This window comes from Bacillus sp. AFS015802 (assembly GCF_002561455.1).
Taxonomy (GTDB): domain Bacteria; phylum Bacillota; class Bacilli; order Bacillales; family Bacillaceae_B; genus Rossellomorea.
Genome location: NZ_NTUP01000016.1, coordinates 26,671 through 47,116 on the forward strand (window position 1 = coordinate 26,671; position 20,446 = coordinate 47,116).

A 20,446-nucleotide genomic window follows, 5' to 3' on the forward strand; every position below is an offset into this window, starting at 1 on the left:
TAACTAAAAAGCTTAAGGAGTGTAGCTGTTTTGTACATAAAAATAAAAAGGTTCGGAGATTTTATTCTTTCATCAATGGGACTAATTATTTTATCACCAATCTATATAATTTTAATTATTGCAATAAAGCTTGATTCAAGTGGTCCTGTGCTGTTTAAGCAAAAGCGAGTAGGTGTGAACAAAAAACATTTTAAAATATTAAAATTCCGTACTATGCGAATTGATACTCCAAAAGACACTCCAACTCATTTGTTAGACAATCCTGAGCAATATATCACTAAGATGGGTAGATTTCTAAGGAAAACATCTCTCGATGAGCTTCCACAGATTTGGAATATCTTCGTGGGTCAAATGAGTGTTATAGGACCAAGACCAGCACTTTGGAATCAGTATGATTTAATTGAAGAAAGAGATAAATACGGTGCGAATAATGTTCCACCTGGACTTACTGGGTGGGCACAGATTAATGGTAGAGATGAGCTTCCTATTGAAATTAAAGCTAAGTTGGATGGAGAGTATGTTGAAAGGATTAGTCTTTGGATGGATGTAAAGTGCTTCTTTGGGACCATCGTTAGTGTTGTGAAAAGTGATGGGGTTGTTGAAGGTGGGCCTGGAACTGCAGCGAAGAAAGAAATCGCGAGTAGTAAGGAGAGTATTTCCAAATGAAAAAAATACTGATAACTGGTAAAAACAGCTATGTGGGGAAAAGTCTTGAGAAGTGGCTTGGAAAATACCTTGGTAAGTATTCCCTTTCTTCCGTTAGTTTAAGGACCGATTCATGGAAGGAAAAAGAATTCTCGGGCTATGATGTAGTTTTTCATGTTGCTGGAATAGCACATATAAAGGAGACGAAGGAAAATGCTGAACTTTATTACAAGGTGAACCGCGACTTGACTTACGAAGTTGCCCACAAGGCAAAAAGTGAAGGTGTTAAGCAGTTCATTTTTTTAAGTTCGATGAGCGTATATGGTATTGAAAGTGGTGTAATTAATAGAAAATCTCCCCTGAATCCAAAAAGTAATTATGGGAAGTCCAAACTTGAGGCAGAAGAACTAATAAAACCTTTAGAAAATGAAAAATTTAAAGTTGCAATAGTTCGTCCACCAATGATATATGGTAAAGGATGCAAAGGGAATTATGTAAGATTAGCAAAGTTTGCTCTTATAACTCCGGTTTTTCCTGATATTGAAAATAAACGTAGTATGATTTATATAGATAATTTGTCTGAGTTTGTAAAAATATTAATTGATGGTTATAACAGTGGAACTTTTTTCCCCCAAAATAGTGAATATGTGAGGACCAGTGAGCTTGTGAAGTCAATAGCAGAAATGCATGAGAAGAATATTTGGTTGACTAGATTATTTAATCCTTTATTGAGGTTGTTGAAGGGTAGTACTTTAAATAAAGTATTTGGAGACCTAGTATACGAAAAGGGTATGTCAGAAAATGAGAGTCCATATTATATTTGCGACTTTTACTCTTCGATTTCTATGACCGAAAGGGGGAAGTAATGTGAAGGATGTTTTTACAAAAGAGAAATTAATAAGCATAATAATGCCTGCATACAACTGTGAAAGGTATATCGAAGAAGCTATTAAATCTGTTATTGAACAGACATATCAATTTTGGGAGTTAATAGTTATAGATGATGGATCAAGGGATAATACAGTAAGAATTATAAAAGAACTTTCAATTAAAGAAAGCCGTATTAAATTATATATTAATGAAACAAATCAAGGAGTATCAGCAACTAGGAATAGGGGCATTACACTTGCTAACGGTAATTGGATAGCATTTTTAGATAGTGACGATATGTGGAAGAAAAATAAGTTGGAAAAGCAGTTGCTGCACTCACAAAAAATTAATTCAGAGTTTATTTTTACAGGTTCATCTTTTATCAACGATGTTGGAGACTTTTATCAGGGGATCTTTGAGGTTCCTAAGAAAGTTAGTTACAAGGAATTAAGAACCCATAATGTTATTTCTTGCTCATCTGTCTTCATAAAGAAGAGATTTTTTGAAGACATAAAAATGGAAAACGATGATATGCATGAAGATTATGCAGTTTGGTTAAGAGTATTAAGGACTGGAGTCTATGCTTATGGTGTCAATGAGCCACTTCTTATATATAGAATTTCAAAAAACTCAAAATCAGGAAACAAATTAAAAACTATTAAGATGACTTATAAAGTATTTCGTTTCATTGGTATTAATCCGTTGTCTTCAATTTATTATATGGTTAGACATATTATGGGTTCAATTAAAAAATATAAAAATATCAAATTAAATATCCATTAGATTTCTAAATTTAATCGATATCATATTTATTGAAAATTGAACTTTGGGTTGTGTAATTATATTATAAACGCCATTAATTACCATGTGGTCGATATAGACTAGTTCTAATTTTAATCGATTGCGGTTGATAATGTACATTATTGATATTGACTCAACAATTGTATAAATAACAATAAGAATTATTTATACCGTGCTTAAAAAGCAAATTGTTGTTTTTTGAAAGGTACTAAAAATTGGAGGTTAGAGTTATGGAAATTCCAACAGAATCAGTTCATCCGAAAATATCCATTGTCGTTCTTTCATTTGATGGCTATAGGGATGTATGGCCGTTTTTTTTTGAAGCCTTTTATAAATATTGGCCGGATTGTGAATATCCGATTTATTTAGTTAACAATGAAACTGAGGTTAATTATAAAAATGTTCATTTAATACAAACGGGCAAAGAAATCAACTGGTGTAATAGAGCAAGAAAAGCAATTGAACAAATAGATAGTGACTATGTTCTCTTGCTACTTGAAGACTATCTTATAGGTGAAAAGGTTAAAAACTCTGATTTAAATCAAGCGATGAATTTCATTGTTAATAATAATGTAAATTACTTAAGAATAACTAATATCCCTCGGAAACGGGCTATTAAAGAAAATAGTGATCAAATTTACCCAATATATAAAAATGAGGAGTATGGGGTTAATCTTCAAGCTTCAGTTTGGAAGAAAGACTTTCTTTTAGCGAAGTTAAAAGAAGTTGATGGTTCAGCATGGGAATTTGAAATTAATTTTTTGAAAGAAGCAGTAGATGGCAATAAAGAACCATTAGATGATTGTTTTGTAAGCACTGCTAATATTATAGATATTCATAACGGAATATTAAAAGGTAAATGGTTTCCTAAAACAATAAGGTATTTTAGAAAAAGAGGAATTAATATAGATTACCAATATAGAGGGAAACTTTCCATAAAAGAAGTCATTAGCCACAATGTTAGGTTTTATTTAAGAGAAAATATACCAAACAGCTTAAGGAAAACAATCAAGAAACTGTTATTAAAGATGGGTGTGAAATTTGTTTCACAATATTAGGGGAGAGAATTTTGATATGAAATTATTTTGGATAAGCAGCATAGCTTGGATAAATAATGGTAAATATAGACTACCTGTAAACGGCCCTGGTGCAGTATCTGGTTCTCTCTTTCAGCAAAATATTATCGAAGGTTTGGAAGATCAAGAGATAAATATAGAAATCCTGAATGACTTTCCAACTGCTAAGAAGTTTAATAAAGGATTTAAATGGTCACATAATAAGTCGAGTAATGATTATGCAGTAGGATCCTTTAGGATTCCACTACTATCTATGATTATAAAAACTGTACTCATGTGTTTCAATATATTAAAAAGGAAAGAGAAAAGGGAGTATAGTATCGCGGTTGCTTATTTAATTCACACACCCTACTTGATAGCACTTTGGTTTGCTAAAAAGTTGAACTATAATCTCAAAACTATTTTGATTTGTCCCGATCTGCCCGGATATATGGATATGTCATTGAAAGACAAACCCATAAAAAGTTTTTTAAAGAAGATTGATCATTGGATTATTAATAAAATGCTAAGTAATATTGATGCTTTCATTTTGTTTTCAGATGCAATGAGAGAGCAACTGCCAATAAGGGATAAGAAGACATTGGTAATTGAAGGTGTCTATTCACCAAATGGGATAAATTTAGATAAGGTAAACAAAAAAAAATCCATTATGCATGCTGGAACACTTCATAAAAATATAGGAATTGAAAATATAATAGAGGGCTTTAAACTAATAGAAGATAAGGAACTAGAACTTTGGATATTTGGAGACGGTGAGTTAAATGAATATATTCAAAGAGAAGCTAGAAAAGATAGAAGAATTAAATTTTTTGGATTTGTATCAAGAACAGAATTATTTGAATATCAGAAGCAAGCAACGTTATTGATTAATGCACGAAACCCTATCGATGATTATACAAAGTATTCTTTTCCCTCAAAAACATTTGAATATATGGTATCAGGAACCCCGTTTCTAACAACAAAATTATCTGGGATTCCAGAAGAGTACTATGACTATTTATATACAATGGAAAGTAATGTCTCTTCTATAATATCAGATCACATTAAACAAATACTTGCTATATCTGATAAAGAAAGGGAACTCTTTGGGTTAAAAGCAAGGGATTTTGTTTTAAAAAATAAAAATAAAAACAGTCAATCTACTAAGATGAAAGAGTTTTTAAAGTCTATAAATTCTCAGTAACTTCTATAATGGATATTTAAAATAAATCAACTAAAGGAGTTTATTTAATGTTTAATAATAAAACTTTACTTATAACAGGTGGTACTGGTTCTTTTGGAAATGCTGTTATGGAAAGATTTCTAAATACCGAGATAAAGGAAATTAGAATTTTCTCGCGTGATGAAAAAAAGCAGGATGACATGAGAAAACACTATAGAAACGATAAGTTAAAATTTTATATTGGGGATGTGAGAGATTTAGCTAGCGTTAAAAATGCTATGCATGGAGTCGACTATATTTTCCATGCTGCAGCATTAAAGCAGGTTCCATCATGCGAGTTCTTCCCTCTTGAAGCAGTAAAGACTAATGTAATAGGTACAGAAAATGTTCTAACAGCAGCTATTGAGTATGGAGTTAAAAAAGTAATTTGCCTTTCAACAGATAAAGCGGCGTATCCAATTAATGCGATGGGGATTTCAAAAGCAATGATGGAAAAGGTATTTGTTGCTAAATCGAAAACTGTTGATCCTGGTAGGACACTAATTTGTGGAACTAGATATGGTAATGTGATGGCATCACGTGGATCAGTTATACCACTATTTATTGAACAAATTAAAAATGGTCAACCTTTAACAGTAACAGATCCTAAAATGACAAGATTTCTTATGAGCTTAGAAGAGGCGGTTGAGTTAGTTGTCTTTGCTTTCCAGAATGCAGAAGCAGGGGATGTTATGGTTCAAAAATCACCAGCTAGTACAATTGGTGATCTTGCTCAGGCAATAAAGGATTTGTTTAATGCGGATAATGAAATAAAAATCATTGGAACTCGTCATGGAGAAAAACGTTACGAAACACTTCTTACTAAAGAGGAATATGTAAAAGCAGAAGATTTACCTGGTTTCTATCGAGTACCTGCGGATCAAAGAGATCTTAACTATGATAAATACTTTGCAGAGGGAGATCAAAAACTTACTACCGTAGAAGAATATAATTCGGATAATACACAAGTTCTTAGCATTGAACAAATTAAAGAAAAACTAATTGAATTAGATTATGTAAAAAACGAATTAAAAGAATGGAATAAAAAAGTTCACGTTATGAATTAAAGGGTGGTTTTGAGTGATGGATATTCTTGTTACAGGCGCAAAAGGGTTTATAGGAAAAAACCTTATCGCAGAACTTAAAAATAGAGGATATACTAATATTCTTGAGTTTAATAGGGAAAGTGATCATTTATTACTTGAAAAATATACAAAGGAATGTGACTTCGTCTTTCATCTAGCTGGAGTTAATAGGCCAAAAGATGAAAAAGAATTTATGGAGGGGAATTTCAGTTTAACTTCTCAATTACTAGAGCTATTAAAAAAACATAACAATAAGGCACCTGTTCTTCTTACTTCATCTATACAGGCAGAAAAGGACAATCCTTATGGAAGAAGTAAAAAGGCCGGAGAGGATTTACTATTTAATTACTACTATGAAACTGATGCTAAGGTTTATATATATAGATTACCGAACTTATTTGGTAAGTGGAGCAAACCTAACTATAATACGGTTGTAGCTACATTTTGTCATAATATAGCAAAAGGCTTAGATATTCAGATAAACAATTCAAATGTAGAACTTAATCTTTGTTATATAGATGATGTATTAGAAGAGTTTTTCAGAGCTCTTGAGGGAAAGCCAACGATGTATGATGATTATTGTGTTGTACCTGTAACGCATAATATCAAACTTGGAGAATTGGCTGATCTTATAAAGAGTTTCAAAGAAAGCAGAGCAAATTTAAGTATTCCTAATATGGAAGATACGCTAACCAAAAAACTTTATAGTACTTATTTAAGCTTTTTACCTGAAGATCAGTTTTCTTATAAACTAAAAATGAATTCTGATCATAGAGGTTCCTTTACTGAGTTTATGAGAACACCTGAAAGAGGCCAGGTCTCAGTCAATGTTTCTAAACCTGGAATTACAAAAGGGAATCATTGGCACCATACTAAAAATGAAAAATTTTTAGTAGTTAGCGGAGAAGGTATAATTCGTTTCAGAAAGATTGATTCTGAAGAAATTATTGAGTATCGAGTAAATGGTGAAAAATTACAAGTTGTAGATATTCCTACAGGGTATACTCACTCTATTGTAAATGTAGGAAAAACAGACCTTGTAACCGTTATGTGGGCAAATGAGTGCTTCGACGCTGAGAAGCCAGACACCTATTTCGTGGAGGTATAACAAATGAAGAAATTAAAAGTCATGACAGTCGTTGGCACGAGACCAGAAATTATAAGATTGTCTGCTGTTATTAATAAATTAGAAGAGTCAAATGCTATTGATCATACTCTTGTTCATACTGGCCAGAATTATGATTACGAACTAAATGAAGTGTTTTTTAAGGACTTTAACTTAAAGAAACCCGATTATTTTCTAAATGCAGCTACAGGCACAGCTGTAGAAACAATAGGTAATATTTTGGTTAAGATTGATTCAATTTTGGAAGAAGTCAATCCGGATTCCTTTTTAGTACTTGGTGATACAAATAGCTGTTTAACAGCTATTGCTGCGAAGCGTAGACATATTCCAATCTTCCATATGGAAGCGGGAAATAGATGTTTTGACCAAAGGGTTCCTGAGGAAACAAATAGAAAAATGGTGGATCACATTGCAGATATCAATTTAACATACAGCGATATTGCTAGAGAATACCTGCTAAGGGAAGGATTTCCTCCAGATCGAATTATTAAAACTGGTAGCCCAATGTTTGAAGTACTTAATTCTAAAAAAGCTGATATTATAAAATCTGATATATTAGATAGACTAGGGCTTGTAGAAGGGAAATATTTTGTCGTATCAGCGCACAGAGAAGAAAATATTAATTCAGAAAATAACTTTATAGATTTAGTTGAAAGTCTAAATGCAGTTGTAGAAAAGTATAATATGCCTGTAATTGTAAGTACACATCCAAGAACACGTAAAATGATTGAAACAAAAGGAATTGAATTTAACCCATTAGTGAAAACACTTAAACCACTGGGGTTTAATGATTATGTAAAACTACAAACTAAGGCAAAAGCGGTTCTTAGCGATAGTGGAACGATCAGTGAAGAATCTTCTATCCTTAGATTCAATGCACTTAATATAAGACAAGCTCATGAAAGACCAGAAGCAATGGAAGAGGCATCGGTGATGATGGTTGGATTAAAAAAAGAGCGAATTTTACAGGGGTTAGAAATCCTAGAAACACAGGAGTTTAATAGTTTAAGGCTTGTAGAAGACTACAGTATGCCAAATGTATCGGATAAAGTAATAAGGATAATTATATCATATACAGATTATGTAAACAGAATAACATGGGGTAAATAGGACCTTCAAAAGGCTTTAGAGAGGTGTGATTCATTATTGAAGGTTAAAAAATTGAGGTATATAAATACCAATGACTTGATCTATATATTATTAACAATGTACTTCGTATTTTTTTATTGGATATCTGGAACTATATTTCCTTATAGGTCTATTGCACTTGCTTTTATTGGGTTATCTGTTTTCCTAATCCAAATTCTTATTAACAGACAGAATCTACAAACAGATATAATTAGTTTGTCAATATTGGTTATATCAGTACTAATGATAATCTCTAGTATTATTAATGGAGATGGACAAACTTTACAAAATATCATTTTCTTTTTTCAAACCGTTTTTTTATATTTAGGAATTGTATCGTTTTGCAATAATTATGAAAAACTATATAGGGTAATAAAAATAATATTTGTTACGGGATTTATTGGTGGCCCTGTTGCTGGATTAATTCAAATGATAACTGGAGAGTATATATTCCCCTTACCACCAGGATCTCCATACGAAGATAATATGTTAATAAAGACTGTTATCTCTTCAGCATTAACATATAACGCCAACCTCGTAGCTTTACAGTTTGTAACTACGTTGTTTTTGGGATTATATTTATATAATAAAATTAATAAAAAGCTATTGATTTTTGTCTGTATTCTTATTAGTGCAGTAGCACTTATTTTAACATTTTCTAGAACATCTATTATAGCTACTATATTAGCGTTTGTTATTTATAATTTTTTCCGAAAGAAAAAAACAAATTCTCTAAAGTTTATTTTACAGTACTTTGTTTTAGCTATGACTTCAATTATATTACTCTTCTTTTTTGACGATATATTAAGTAAAGTATTGCAATTCAATGATGTTGATTATGTTTTTAGGTTGAAAAGTGCAGAGAATGTTGACATACGATACATGCAGTGGATAGCGGTAGTAGATGTTTTGTTTTCTTCTGATATAATCCATTTGTTATTTGGCTATGGTAGAAATTATATAAACATAATAGGGAGTATTACCGGATACAACATTACTACACATAATACTATCCTTGAACAGTTTGTAAAGAATGGAGTACTAAGTGGATTTCTTATAATTATTTCATATTACTATTCTTTTAAGGCTTTTTGGAAAGTAAATAAAACTAAAGAAGAGTTTAATTCCATTTTTGCTGGCTTAATAGCTTTATTTGTCTCTTTACAAATGATTAGCTCGTTTACTCTAGATAGTATAATGTATTTAATGATCGCTAGTATAATTTTAAAAAATAGGAGGGGAGATTCTAGTATCAATGCAAAGACGAGATAGGTTATACAATAATTTAGAGAAGGCCGAAAATTTCATATGGGAACTATTGTATACATCGAGATTATTATATGACATGGACTTCAAAAAAACATTAGCCATTAATCAAAAATATAAAGATAAATTCAAAGGTAAACGGTGTTTTATTCTAGGTAATGGTCCTTCCCTAAATAAGCAAGGTAACTTGGAATTATTAGAGAATGAAATTGTGTTCTCTGTTAATCAATTTTATAGATCAGATTTATTCAAATTAGTAAAACCTAATTTTCATCTAATGGTAGATCCTTTATTTTTTTCACTTAATGAAAAAGACTCTACAGACTATGATACTCTTAAAAGAATGCAAGAGTTGAAGAATAATAACAACTTAGTATGTATATTTCCTTATACTGCAAAAGATTTTGTTGAAAATTATAAAATAAATAATGAGAATACCTTATATATTCATAGTAGATATCGTATGCATGACAACTATAAAAAGAGTATTAGAATGGATAGGAGCTTACCACTAATCCAAAATGTTGTACATGGTGCAATCTATTGTGCAATTTATATGGGCTTTACTGAAATATATCTTATGGGTGTAGACATGACAAATATATTAACAAGTTACATCAAGGAAGAAACAGAATTAAATATTGAGAAGGAACACGTATATACCTATACTGAAAATGAAAAAAAACGAATGCTTAGAGTCCGGAATAGTAATGATAATGAAACTATGCTCAAATTACATGGAATTATATTTAGTGTGTTCAGAAACATATATGAATATTGTGATCAAAGAAATATAAAAATTTATAATGCTACGATAAGCGGAGGATTAGACAATATTCCTAGGATAAAGTATGAAGATGTCGTTTTGAATAATAGAAATATGAATGGAGGAACATTATGAGTTTTGTTTCAGTATTAATTTATACTTTTTCATATTCATTGTTCTATTCCAAAAAAGAAAAAGTTTCACTTGCACTAGGTGCAACAATTAATAAAGAAGTTCACCTTAGTGGAGCAAACAAAGTTGGGAAATTCACTTCGTTAAGAAATATAAAGATGGGTTATGCCAGTTATGTAGGAGAACGTTCTTTTTTGTGTGATGCTAAAGTTGGAAAGTATTGTTCAATTGGGGATAGAGTAAGCTTCATAGTTGGTAATCATCCAACTACAGAAGCTATATCAACTCATCCTGCTTTTTACTCTACAATAGGACAAGCAGGTATAGTGTATGCAGAAAAGAATTGTTTTAAAGAGTACAAACATGTTGAGGATAACTATAGTTTTATTATAGGTAATGATGTTTGGATTGGTAGCGATTCTAAGCTTGTTCAAGGAATAAAAATTGGTAATGGTGCAGTTATTGCTGGGGGGTCTGTTGTAACTAAAGATGTAGAATCCTATGAAATAGTTGGAGGTGTTCCAGCTAAACGAATAAAATATAGGTTTAGTGAAAATGAACGTTTAATTTTAGAAAATCTAGCCTGGTGGGACTTTCCTAATGAGCGTCTAAAAGAGTTAACTAAAATTATGAATAACCCAAAAGAATTTTTTGAACAAATTAATAATTAGCATTTACATTATGCTGATTCAATTGGGGGATGAAAAATGAAGATACTAGCTGTAATTCCAGCCAGGGGTGGTTCAAAAGGCATTCCAAGGAAAAATGTGAGGTTAATGAATGGTAAACCTTTAATATCATATTCATTAGATAATGCGAAAGCGTGTGAATTAATTACTGATATTGTTGTCACTTCAGATGATGAGGAGATTATTGGTATTGCAAAACTAAATAATGTAGATTATATTACGCGCACCTCAGAGCTTGCTGGTGACAAAATCACATTAGACCCAGTTGTTTACGATGCTGTTAATAAAATGGAACGAGTTAAAGAATACAAATATGATATTGTCGTTACACTCCAGGCTACTTCCCCTTTGCTTAAGGGCGAGACTTTAGATAGAGCTATAAAAAATTTTTTAGCTAGTGGAAAAGATACTTATATTAGTGCAGTAAATAGACCACATTTATCATGGTCAAGTAATGAAAATGGCTATTTTCCAAATTATTCACAAAGGTTAAATAGACAACAATTACCACCAAACTATGTAGAAACTGGTGCGTTTTTTATTACTAAGAGAAACTTTGTTAAACCAGATAGCAGGATGGGAGAAAAAATTTCTATTTTTGAAGTACCTGAAGAGCAATCAGTAGATATAGACAGTACTAGTGACTGGATTATTAGTGAGGCTTCCCTGAAAAGGAGGAAGATAGTCTTTCGTGCGGATGGGTATAAAGAGCTTGGAATGGGCCATATATACCATTGTCTAACTTTAGCGTATAACTTGACTGGTCATGAAGTTATGTTCGTAACAAAAGAACAATACTCCGAAGGTATAAATAAAATTAAAGATAGTTTTATGCCATATACGCTAATAAAAAATGATGATGAATTTTTTAATTTTTTAAAAGTTTGGAAGGCAGATATTGTAGTTAACGATTGTTTAGACACAAACGAAGAATATATGAAAGAGCTAAAGACTTTGGTTAAAAAAGTAATAACTATCGAAGATTTAGGTCAAGGGGCAATTTATGCCGATGCAGTTATTAATGCACTTTATAATACAGAAATTAAAAGTCAAAAACAATTTCACGGGGAAAAATATGTATGTCTCAGGGATGAGTTTCTGATAAATAAACCAAAGGAGTTTTCAAAAGAGGTTAAAACTGTATTGGTAATGTTTGGGGGGACTGATCCATCAAACTTAACTGAAAAAATCTATGATTTGGCTATAAAATTAAACAGAGATTATCCAAATATCATATTTAATTTTATAACAGGCAGTGGATATGAAAATAAAGACAATAACATTGTTACTTATAAAGAAAAAAATATTTATATATTGCAAAATGTAAAAAGGGTCAGCGATTATATGAGAGAGGCTGACTTAGCATTTACATCTCAAGGTAGGACTGTTTTTGAGCTTGCCTCATTAGGAGTCCCTTCAATTGTATTAGCACAAAATAAGAGGGAACAACTTCATACATTCGCACAAATGCAAAATGGATTTATGAATTTAGGCTTAGGTTTAGATGTAACAAAAGAAACAATAGAGCATACATTTAAGTGGTTAGCAGAGACTCCTCAGATAAGACTTGAAATGAGGGAATTAATGCTAAAGCATGATTTCAAGAAAGGAATAAACCGTGTAATAGATATTATCTTAGAGGAGGATTAGTAGATGGTTAGTAAAATTATAACGAGGGCAGAAGAAGGTAAGTTTGTATTGATTGCAGAAATAGGAGTTAATTATTATGATATAGCAAAAAAAATGGAAATAACAGTTATGGATGCGGCAAAGCTAATGATAAAAGAAGCAAAAGAAGCTGGTATTCATGCAGTAAAATTTCAAACTTACAAAGCAGAGACATTAGCAGCTAAGGAATCACCATCATATTGGGATACTAAGGAAGAAGCGACTACATCACAATATGAACTTTTTAAAAAATATGACTGCCTTTCCTATAATGAATATAAAGAACTGGCAGAGTATTGTCATGATCTAGATATAGAATTTCTATCAACAGCTTTTGATATAGAATCAGCTGATTATTTAAATGAATTAATGAATGTATATAAAATCTCATCATCTGATTTAAATAACTTACCATTTGTTGCATATCAAGCTAAAAAGAACAAGCCCATTTTATTGTCAGTAGGAGCGTCTGATGAAGAAGAAATAGAAGAAACTATTAAAACTATTCGTAAATATAACAATGAGCCTATTGTATTATTACATTGTGTACTTGAGTACCCAACGCCATATAACCATGCTAATCTAAATAAAATTGTGAGTCTGAAAAATAAATATCCAGAATTAATCATTGGTTATTCTGATCACACAAAACCAGATATTAATGGAGATGTTATTAAAACAGCTTACAACTTAGGGGCCCTTGTAGTGGAGAAACACTTCACATTAGATAAATTATTACCAGGAAATGATCATTATCATGCGATGGCACCAGAAGATGCTAAAACTATAACTAATGGGATTGCATTCATTGAGCAATTAAGGGGTTCATATGAAATTGGATTTAATGAAACAGAATTAGCTGCAAGAAAAAACGCAAGAAGATCTTTAGTAACAGCTCATGCGGTAAAAATGGGTGAAGTAATAACTGAGAATAAATTAACATTTAAGCGACCTGGAACTGGAATATCTCCTCGAGATATTAACAATGTTATTGGTAAAGTAGCAAAAGAAGATATTCCAGAGGACACTATTTTAATGCCTTATATGTTTAGTTAAATATTATAATTTGCATAGAAGAAAGAATGGATTGTAATTTATTTTAAATAAACGCTTTTGATAATAAAAAGGGAAAATTAGCTATTACATTACTTTTTATGAATATTTCCCTTCTACTGTTGTTAAATTAATATAACCATAGGGGTATGTAGCATAAAATGTTATATTACCCCTTTTAATATATTTTCGGTATAAATATAGATTATCATGATCTCGTATTTGATTTAATGAAGCTTACCTTTATATCTCAATTATTAATAATATTAATGTTCTCGTCTGGCTGTCAATATTTGAAAATCCTCGCTCTTAAATTACAATTACCTAAAATTGATACAACCTCATCATTAAATCACCTATATTCTTATATATAATTAACAAATCATATAAAAAATTGGAGTAAATATAAAATGCTATTAAGGAATATTTTGCATAATGATAATTTTAAAGTTGTTTTTAGATATTCTTCTATAAAGTACGTAGCTTTAGTAATTGGTTTAGTTAAAGGAATAGTAAATGCTGCATCATTAGGTCCTGAACTTTTTGGAATTTTAGGTAACCTTATTTTAGTATTAAGTTATTTAGCTTACACTAATCTTGGAATTGTTTACTCTATGAATAGAGAATACGTATTATATGAATCAAAAGGCGAAGAAATTAGAGCTGAAAATGTCATTAATACAACCTTTACAGCATTAATCATTTTATCTACATTTTTAATTTTAACTGGTGTTAGTACAACTTTTTTTTATAAAGGTGATTTAAGGAACTACTTAGTATTAATATTTATAATAGCTATTTTTGAACAATATAGATCATTTTATATGAACTATTTTAGATTAACAAATGATTTTAAAAAAATTAATAATATAGAAATAATAAATAGTATATTTTCATTTGTTCTGATTGTTATATTAATAAAGTACTTTGCGATATATGCTGTCCTAATAGCAATGCTTATCTCAGGTTGTATAATTTTTTTCTATGGTATAAAACACCTAGGGAAAATCAAATTTAGTATTGATAGACAAGTAATTAAAGATTTGTTAGTAGTTGGGTTCCCGTTACTAATTTATAATTTAGGTTTCTATATAATAACTACAATAGATAGAGTTATGACAATTAAATTTTTGGATTATAAAGATTTAGGTTATCTTACATTTTCAAATCAAATTGCTGGGGGAACGCTAGTATTTATAACCTCAGTATTATTTTTATATTATCCTAAGGCGATAAAAATGTTAAATGTTGATAGTAATGTTAACACTAGAATTTTTCTAAGAAGAACTGAAAAGTATACTAAATATGTTGAAGTTTTTGGAGTAGTACTTTGTGTCACGGGTGTGATATTAATAGAGCCCTTCGTGGATGTTTTAGTCCCCTCTTATGATATTAGTATAAATATCTACAGGATATTAATATTTGGTACAATAGTAAATCAAATTGCTTATTTCTTTAATGTTTTTATAGTTTCTAACAAAAAGCAAATATATCTAATATATATTCAAATTATTATAATTTCATTGTCTATCATATTTAATTTTGTTTTTATAAAAATAGGTATGGGGATTATTGGGATTGTGTTAGCAACATCAATATCAAATGTCATATATTCAATATTGCAACTTGTTGTTTATTTGAAAATATTAAAAGTCGAAATAAATTACATTAGAACTATTACTAGAGTTTACTTAAAATTTAATTTAATTATGGCAGTGAACGCTATTCTTGTTTTATTTAATACAAGTTTTATGTTATATAGTTTAATTATTATTCTTATAACTATAATTCTATACTATAAAGATTTTAGAAAAATGTTAAAAGAAAAATAGATTAGATACTGAAAGGAGAATTGTATCTTATGAATATTCTAGTAACCGGAGGCGCCGGATATATAGGTTCGCATACATGTGTTGCTTTATTAGAAGCAGGGCATTCAGTAATAATAGCTGATAACCTTTGTAATAGTAAACGTGAGACCGTTGAGAAAATTATTGATATTACAAATAAACAAGTAACCTTTTATGAGTTTGATGTAACTGATGAACCAGCTATAGACGAGATTTTCAATAATAATAATTTAGATGGTGTCATTCATTTTGCGGGTATGAAAGCAGTGGGGGAATCTGTTGAAATACCATTAACTTACTATTACAACAACATAGTCAGTACGATGGTTCTTGCAAAGACTTGCCTGAAACATGGTGTGAGTCGATTTGTTTTTAGTTCATCTGCAACAGTATATGGAGACAACGCTGTACCTTTTGTAGAAACAATGAATCTTTTACCTACTACTAATCCTTACGGTGAAACAAAAGCTATGAGTGAGAGGATTCTTTCTGATATAGCTAAAGCCAATCCAGAATTTTCAGTTGCTCTTCTTCGATATTTTAATCCAGTAGGAGCCCATGAAAGTGGATTGATTGGTGAAGCACCTAACGGAATACCTAATAACCTTATGCCATATGTTACTCAAGTTGCTAAAGGGAAATTGGATAAACTTCGAGTGTTTGGTAACGACTATCCAACAATAGATGGTACGGGAGTAAGAGACTATATTCATGTATTGGATCTGGCAGAAGGGCATGTTGCAGCGTTAAATAATCTTAAAGAAGGTGCTCATGTTTATAACTTGGGAACCGGTCAAGGTACCAGTGTATTAGAGTTAGTGAGAGCTTTTGAAGAAGCTAATGGTATTGAAGTTCCTTATGAAATTATAGATCGTAGACCTGGAGACATTGCTTTATGCTATGCTGATGCTTCAAAAGCTGAACGAGAACTAGGTTGGGTAGCTAAGCGTGATATTGTCGCTATGTGCAGAGATGCTTGGCGTTTTGAAAAGAATGGTCAAATGGGGACGGTTCCCATTTGACTTTTGATTATTGCAGACAGAATGAGCCAGTAGTGCATACTTTTGAGCCACCTAATGCGGACAAGAAAGCCACCAAGTGCGGAGTGTGACTAATGGTTTCTGCATTTGGAGCCAGCTTGTTGTTTTTATAAATATCACTTTTCCTCTTTAGTCCTGGGGCTAGGCAGAGGAATATTGGGGTCAGACCCCCACCCAACTAAAGTGCACAGCGTCAATGTGTTAAAGGGATGGGTGGGGTTGTTTGGCTTTGGTTAGGTAGGATTTTACAAGTGTTTTATTATAGAATTAGCTCGAGAAGGATCGTATTTTCTATTCTTGGGAGGAGGAAAGAAATGTCTAGAAAACTCCGTATCTGGTACCCGGGTGCCATGTATTGAATACAGCCAAGTGATTTCACCACCCTTGCCATCTTTTTTACCACTCTCCGCCAAGGAATTTACCAGGCTACGCCAACGCATTTACCAATGGATAAAAAAGCCCTACAGATTAACATTCTAGTAATCTGATAGGGCTATTATTGTAACTAACTACTAAGACTGGTTACTGAAGTAATCAAAGATTATCTTTCTAGACCCTTCATAAATATCTTGCTCGGTCCAACTATAAGGAACAGGTTCCTCGCCATAAACCTTTAAAAGCTTTTCAATTAGTTCCTTTGGGAAAGGAATCCAGCTTTTTAAACCCACCAAATAATAGTTTTCTTCCATCTTCTGAATCTCTTTTGGCGTTAAAGTGGTCATATCATGGTTACCTGCTAAATCATGACGCTCACGCATAGAAACTTCTCCGTCTAGTAGAATTTGATAGGAGTCATGAATAATGCGGTCTAAAATTGCTTCCGCAATTGTTTCATTTCCTAACTTTAAATGCCATCCACTTGGATCAATCTGTGAACAGAAAATAGTAGAACCAACCTTATGACGAGCTTCTGTAATTTCCAAGAGGATGGCTGCTTCATCCGTTGTTAAATCTGTCAAAAGCCATTCATCTAAGATAAGGAGGTCTACTTTCGTATATTTTTTTATGCTCTTCCGATAGCTTCCGTCTGCTGCTAATTTAGCGAGTGAGAGTTCATCCAATAATTCTGGTAAACGAATATATTTAACGTTGAAAAACTGTCGATAAGCAGATACTCCGAAGGCAGTAGCCATGAATGACTTTCCTGAACCTGTAGGACCCTTTAATATAATATTGTGACTATCAAGGATATAAGTACAACTAGCCAACTTCAAAATCAACTCTTTGTTTAATCTTCGATCCTCATGATATTCCAGGTCTTCAATACATGCATTGGAGTTAAGAAAAGTCGCTGTTTTGATTAATCGTTGAAGCTTATTGCTCTTTCGACGGGCATGTTCTAAATCGACAAGTAAACTAAATCGATCTTCAAAAGTCATTTTCTGAAACTCTTTATTTGCTGCTTGTTCCTTATAGGCTTCCGCCATACCACTTAGTTTCATTTCCATTAATTTTGTTAGTGTTTGTTCATTCATCATTTATCCGTTCCCCCATAGTAAGAAGCTCCACGTGTAAAGCCATAATTGTTTTTGCTGGTTTCTGTTTTCCGTTTTAATTCCTGCTCTGCGTCATTCTTTTTGTTGGTCTTCAGTAGCGTTTGAATACTTTTGACCGTTGGTCTTTTAGTCATTGAAAGCACCATTTTACAAGCGCGTTCAATCTCGTATTTGGTGTAACGACGCTCAAACTTCTTTAAAGAAAATATGGACTGTAGGGCTAACTTCTCTGTCTGTGAAGTATCAAGAAGATATCGAATTACGCTTAATGTTGATTCTCCGATATTTTCTGCCCATTCAACCGCAGCTTCTGGGGTTTGATCAACGAATAACTTGTGATTATCTGGCATATGGTCAGGGAGAGTGGTAGTCTGTCCAAATTTCCCATATAATCGTTTATGAGAGGCAATTCTCATATGGTTAAAAAATACTTCTATGAGGTTATCTGACACTCTCACCTCGACTTCGCGATTGATATATTCGTATGGCACGGAATAAAACATGTTATCAAATGAAACGTGATAGTCAGGGGCTACAGTTGTCTTTTTCCATTCAGACATTTTATAAGGTGCTGCTGGAAGCGGAGAAAGGGCAAATTTCTCCTCTTCTTCAAAGGCAGACAAACGAGACCCTTTTTTCCGAGTAAAGGGTCTTTTATTAAACTCATCTAACTTCTTCCTAACCTCTTCGTTCAGTTCATCAATAGTAAAGCAATGCATATTTCTTAATGCTGCAATAATCCAGGTAGAGATTACTCCAACCGAACCTTCTACACTAGCTTTATCTTTTGGGGTACGCACCCTCGCCGGCATGACGACAGTGTTGTAGTAATCCGCCATCTCTTTGTAGGCAGGATTCAATACCAATTCACGGCTCGTATGCTTCGTAACGCCAGTTTTTAGATTGTCTGGAACGACAATCTGGGTAGTGCCACCAAAATACTTATAGGCATTATTGTGAAGTGTAATCCATGCATGTGAATCCATAGATAAACTTGCTTCTGCATATGAAAATTGGCTGCACGGCAGGGTGGCAACGAACACATAGGCTTTTACTTTTTCTCCAGTGTCTCTATCAATAATGAAAGCTGTGGAACCTGCCCAATCGACTTCCATGATTTCACCTGGTTTTCTTCGAATGCGCAAAGTAGCTTTGTACTTATCAGCATAGTAACTGTAATGACGCAAGAAACTTCGATAAGAGTATGGAATCTTTTGATTTGCTCTACATTCAGCTTCATATTCATGATGGAGAAGTGATAGTGTCACATTCGGCTTAGCCAACTCTTCATGAATATAGTCAAAATTCAAAGGATGTCGCCCGGAAGCCTCCATTGTTTTCTCAGGAAAAAGAAATTCCTCAATCCATTTATCCGTCATTTCTTCTTCTAACGGACAGACTAACCCCTTCTTTTCGGCAAGGCCAATGATCTCTGTTACTTTTTGACGAGAATGACCAGTACTTGAGGCTATGCCTCTAAGGCTGATTCCCTCATCGTTTAATTCCAATATCTTTCGATAATGAATCATACAAAAATACCTCCTGAATATTAATGACACACCTGAAGGTGTGCTCACTAATTATACAGAAGGCATAGTGGTAAACAGCTTGTCATTTGCTGGTACATTCCTTGTCACTAGGTGGTAAATAGAATGTCATTGGTGGTACATTTCACTTGCCGTAATCAATGTATCATATCACGGCAAGGGGGAATAAACGTGGTGCTTTGCTTTATGACGGCTGCGATTATCTTACCTACTTGCATATCCTTGAGGATGTCCGCTTTATGTATCCCTTCTTATTACACTCATATTGTCTCATGACCAATCACATTCACCTGCAGATCGAAACCATCGACCATCATATTCAATACATTATGAAAACACTCCACTCCCGATATGCTGTCTTTCTGAATCGCCGGATGAAAACGGTGGGACACCAGTTCCAGGGAAGATATGGGGATGAGCTGATTGAATCCAGTGACTACTTTTTGGAAGTGAGTCGCTATATCCATCGAAATCCGTTGGAAGCCAACATGGTTTCCCGATGTGAAGACTACCCCTGGATCAGTTATATTTCTTATATTACAGCTTCGCATAATCCTCACGTTGATCCTTCCAGAACGTAGTCCTATTTTCTTGAACCGGTTTGTATTTAATAACTAAAAAATGTATGAAATGGCATCTAATTATGCATACCACTTGCTCCTCCAGATTAGCGGTTTTTTAATGATTCTTTATATCTAAAACTATCACCCGTAAACAGGAACAGATATCTGTCCTTCAGGAAATACCCGCTCTTTAATACACCGATCTCAATCGCAAAGTCAAACAACGGGCGTTCTTCTGCTCTGCCGGTGATAAAATGATTAACTCCTTGTTTCCAGATCACGTCGCAAATGCCTTTCCTGCTGTGACATCTTCTTTAGTAAGAGTATACTCCCATTCGATTCTTCTTAATTCTCGTATTCCGACACCATGGAGAGACGTAGGTTAAATGGGGACGGTTCCGATTTGACTTTTTGTATTAAATAGTTGTAGACGTCAAGTTGAAT

Annotated in this window: 18 protein-coding genes and 1 pseudogene; 16 read left to right on the plus strand and 3 right to left on the minus strand. The window is 32.6% G+C overall.

All coding sequences use genetic code 11. The features are described from left to right. Positions 1–30: 30 nt before the first annotated feature. The 15 genes from CN378_RS12535 to galE all read left to right on the plus strand — a co-directional run bounded on the left by CN378_RS12535 (position 31) and on the right by galE (position 16,378). On the plus strand, positions 31–666 hold the full coding sequence (locus CN378_RS12535; protein ID WP_098352410.1) for a sugar transferase: 636 nt from the start codon (positions 31–33) through the stop codon (positions 664–666). Next, positions 663–1,511 carry an NAD-dependent epimerase/dehydratase family protein gene (locus CN378_RS12540; protein WP_098352412.1) on the plus strand — a complete coding sequence of 283 codons (849 nt, stop codon included), beginning with the start codon at positions 663–665 and terminating at the stop codon, positions 1,509–1,511. The genes CN378_RS12535 and CN378_RS12540 overlap by 4 nt, the downstream gene beginning before the upstream one ends. Position 1,512: 1 nt before the next feature. After that, entirely contained in the window at positions 1,513–2,298 is a 786-nt protein-coding gene (locus CN378_RS12545; protein WP_257141128.1) for a glycosyltransferase family 2 protein, read from the plus strand. A 248-nt stretch (positions 2,299–2,546) separates the two neighbouring features. Continuing rightward, positions 2,547–3,374, plus strand: coding sequence for a glycosyltransferase family 2 protein (locus CN378_RS12550; protein WP_098352414.1), 828 nt, complete (start codon positions 2,547–2,549; stop codon positions 3,372–3,374). Positions 3,375–3,390: 16 nt separating this feature from the next. Continuing rightward, a complete protein-coding gene (locus tag CN378_RS12555; protein WP_098352416.1) occupies positions 3,391–4,575 on the plus strand; it encodes a glycosyltransferase in 1,185 nt (394 codons plus the stop codon). 47 nt (positions 4,576–4,622) lie between these two features. Then, entirely contained in the window at positions 4,623–5,660 is a 1,038-nt protein-coding gene (locus tag CN378_RS12560) for a polysaccharide biosynthesis protein (RefSeq protein WP_098352418.1), read from the plus strand. A 16-nt stretch (positions 5,661–5,676) separates the two neighbouring features. Then, positions 5,677–6,786, plus strand: a complete 1,110-nt coding sequence (locus tag CN378_RS12565; RefSeq protein WP_098352420.1) for a capsular polysaccharide biosynthesis protein CapF — start codon at positions 5,677–5,679, stop codon at positions 6,784–6,786. A 3-nt stretch (positions 6,787–6,789) separates the two neighbouring features. Next, positions 6,790–7,914, plus strand: coding sequence for a non-hydrolyzing UDP-N-acetylglucosamine 2-epimerase (wecB, locus tag CN378_RS12570; RefSeq protein WP_098352421.1), 1,125 nt, complete (start codon positions 6,790–6,792; stop codon positions 7,912–7,914). A 36-nt stretch (positions 7,915–7,950) separates the two neighbouring features. Next, complete coding sequence (locus CN378_RS12575; RefSeq protein WP_098352423.1) at positions 7,951–9,204, plus strand: O-antigen ligase family protein; 1,254 nt, start codon at positions 7,951–7,953, stop codon at positions 9,202–9,204. Continuing rightward, on the plus strand, positions 9,188–10,099 hold the full coding sequence (locus CN378_RS12580) for a 6-hydroxymethylpterin diphosphokinase MptE-like protein (RefSeq protein WP_098352425.1): 912 nt from the start codon (positions 9,188–9,190) through the stop codon (positions 10,097–10,099). Before CN378_RS12575 ends, CN378_RS12580 begins: the two co-directional genes overlap by 17 nt. Beyond that, positions 10,096–10,767 (plus strand): CatB-related O-acetyltransferase, encoded by a 672-nt coding sequence (locus tag CN378_RS12585; RefSeq protein WP_257141129.1) that lies wholly within the window; start codon positions 10,096–10,098, stop codon positions 10,765–10,767. The genes CN378_RS12580 and CN378_RS12585 overlap by 4 nt, the downstream gene beginning before the upstream one ends. 36 nt (positions 10,768–10,803) lie before the next feature. Next, on the plus strand, positions 10,804–12,435 hold the full coding sequence (locus tag CN378_RS12590) for a cytidylyltransferase domain-containing protein (protein ID WP_098352427.1): 1,632 nt from the start codon (positions 10,804–10,806) through the stop codon (positions 12,433–12,435). A 3-nt stretch (positions 12,436–12,438) separates the two neighbouring features. Next, positions 12,439–13,509, plus strand: coding sequence for an N-acetylneuraminate synthase family protein (locus CN378_RS12595; RefSeq protein WP_098352429.1), 1,071 nt, complete (start codon positions 12,439–12,441; stop codon positions 13,507–13,509). A gap of 407 nt (positions 13,510–13,916) precedes the next feature. After that, a complete protein-coding gene (locus tag CN378_RS12600; protein ID WP_098352430.1) occupies positions 13,917–15,338 on the plus strand; it encodes an oligosaccharide flippase family protein in 1,422 nt (473 codons plus the stop codon). A 29-nt stretch (positions 15,339–15,367) separates the two neighbouring features. After that, on the plus strand, positions 15,368–16,378 hold the full coding sequence (galE, locus tag CN378_RS12605) for a UDP-glucose 4-epimerase GalE (protein WP_098352432.1): 1,011 nt from the start codon (positions 15,368–15,370) through the stop codon (positions 16,376–16,378). 752 nt (positions 16,379–17,130) lie between these two features. Here galE and istB read toward each other — a convergent pair. After that, positions 17,131–17,874, minus strand: a pseudogene (gene istB, locus CN378_RS12610) (IS21-like element helper ATPase IstB); the annotation flags it as partial. Next, a complete protein-coding gene (gene istA, locus CN378_RS12615) occupies positions 17,871–19,421 on the minus strand; it encodes an IS21 family transposase (RefSeq protein ID WP_098352434.1) in 1,551 nt (516 codons plus the stop codon). The pseudogene istB and the gene istA, both read right to left, overlap by 4 nt. 158 nt (positions 19,422–19,579) lie before the next feature. On the opposite strand from istA, the gene CN378_RS12620 reads away from it, so the two are divergent. Beyond that, positions 19,580–20,020 (plus strand): transposase, encoded by a 441-nt coding sequence (locus CN378_RS12620; protein WP_098352436.1) that lies wholly within the window; start codon positions 19,580–19,582, stop codon positions 20,018–20,020. Positions 20,021–20,106: 86 nt separating this feature from the next. Here CN378_RS12620 and CN378_RS22645 read toward each other — a convergent pair whose 3' ends face one another. After that, the gene (locus CN378_RS22645) at positions 20,107–20,283 is read right to left on the minus strand and encodes a hypothetical protein (RefSeq protein ID WP_179884903.1); all 177 of its coding nucleotides are present in this window, start codon (positions 20,281–20,283) and stop codon (positions 20,107–20,109) included. Between the last annotated feature and the right edge of the window lie 163 nt (positions 20,284–20,446).

Coding starts and splice junctions, on each gene's coding strand:
- CN378_RS12540 (WP_098352412.1), top strand. CDS start 663: ATGAAAAAAATACTGATAACTGGTAAAAACAGCTATGTGGGGAAAAGT.
- CN378_RS12550 (WP_098352414.1), top strand. CDS start 2,547: ATGGAAATTCCAACAGAATCAGTTCATCCGAAAATATCCATTGTCGTT.
- CN378_RS12555 (WP_098352416.1), top strand. CDS start 3,391: ATGAAATTATTTTGGATAAGCAGCATAGCTTGGATAAATAATGGTAAA.
- CN378_RS12560 (WP_098352418.1), top strand. CDS start 4,623: ATGTTTAATAATAAAACTTTACTTATAACAGGTGGTACTGGTTCTTTT.
- CN378_RS12565 (WP_098352420.1), top strand. CDS start 5,677: ATGGATATTCTTGTTACAGGCGCAAAAGGGTTTATAGGAAAAAACCTT.
- wecB (WP_098352421.1), top strand. CDS start 6,790: ATGAAGAAATTAAAAGTCATGACAGTCGTTGGCACGAGACCAGAAATT.
- CN378_RS12580 (WP_098352425.1), top strand. CDS start 9,188: ATGCAAAGACGAGATAGGTTATACAATAATTTAGAGAAGGCCGAAAAT.
- CN378_RS12585 (WP_257141129.1), top strand. CDS start 10,096: ATGAGTTTTGTTTCAGTATTAATTTATACTTTTTCATATTCATTGTTC.
- CN378_RS12590 (WP_098352427.1), top strand. CDS start 10,804: ATGAAGATACTAGCTGTAATTCCAGCCAGGGGTGGTTCAAAAGGCATT.
- CN378_RS12595 (WP_098352429.1), top strand. CDS start 12,439: ATGGTTAGTAAAATTATAACGAGGGCAGAAGAAGGTAAGTTTGTATTG.
- CN378_RS12600 (WP_098352430.1), top strand. CDS start 13,917: ATGCTATTAAGGAATATTTTGCATAATGATAATTTTAAAGTTGTTTTT.
- galE (WP_098352432.1), top strand. CDS start 15,368: ATGAATATTCTAGTAACCGGAGGCGCCGGATATATAGGTTCGCATACA.
- istA (WP_098352434.1), bottom strand. CDS start 19,421: ATGATTCATTATCGAAAGATATTGGAATTAAACGATGAGGGAATCAGC.
- CN378_RS12620 (WP_098352436.1), top strand. CDS start 19,580: ATGTATCATATCACGGCAAGGGGGAATAAACGTGGTGCTTTGCTTTAT.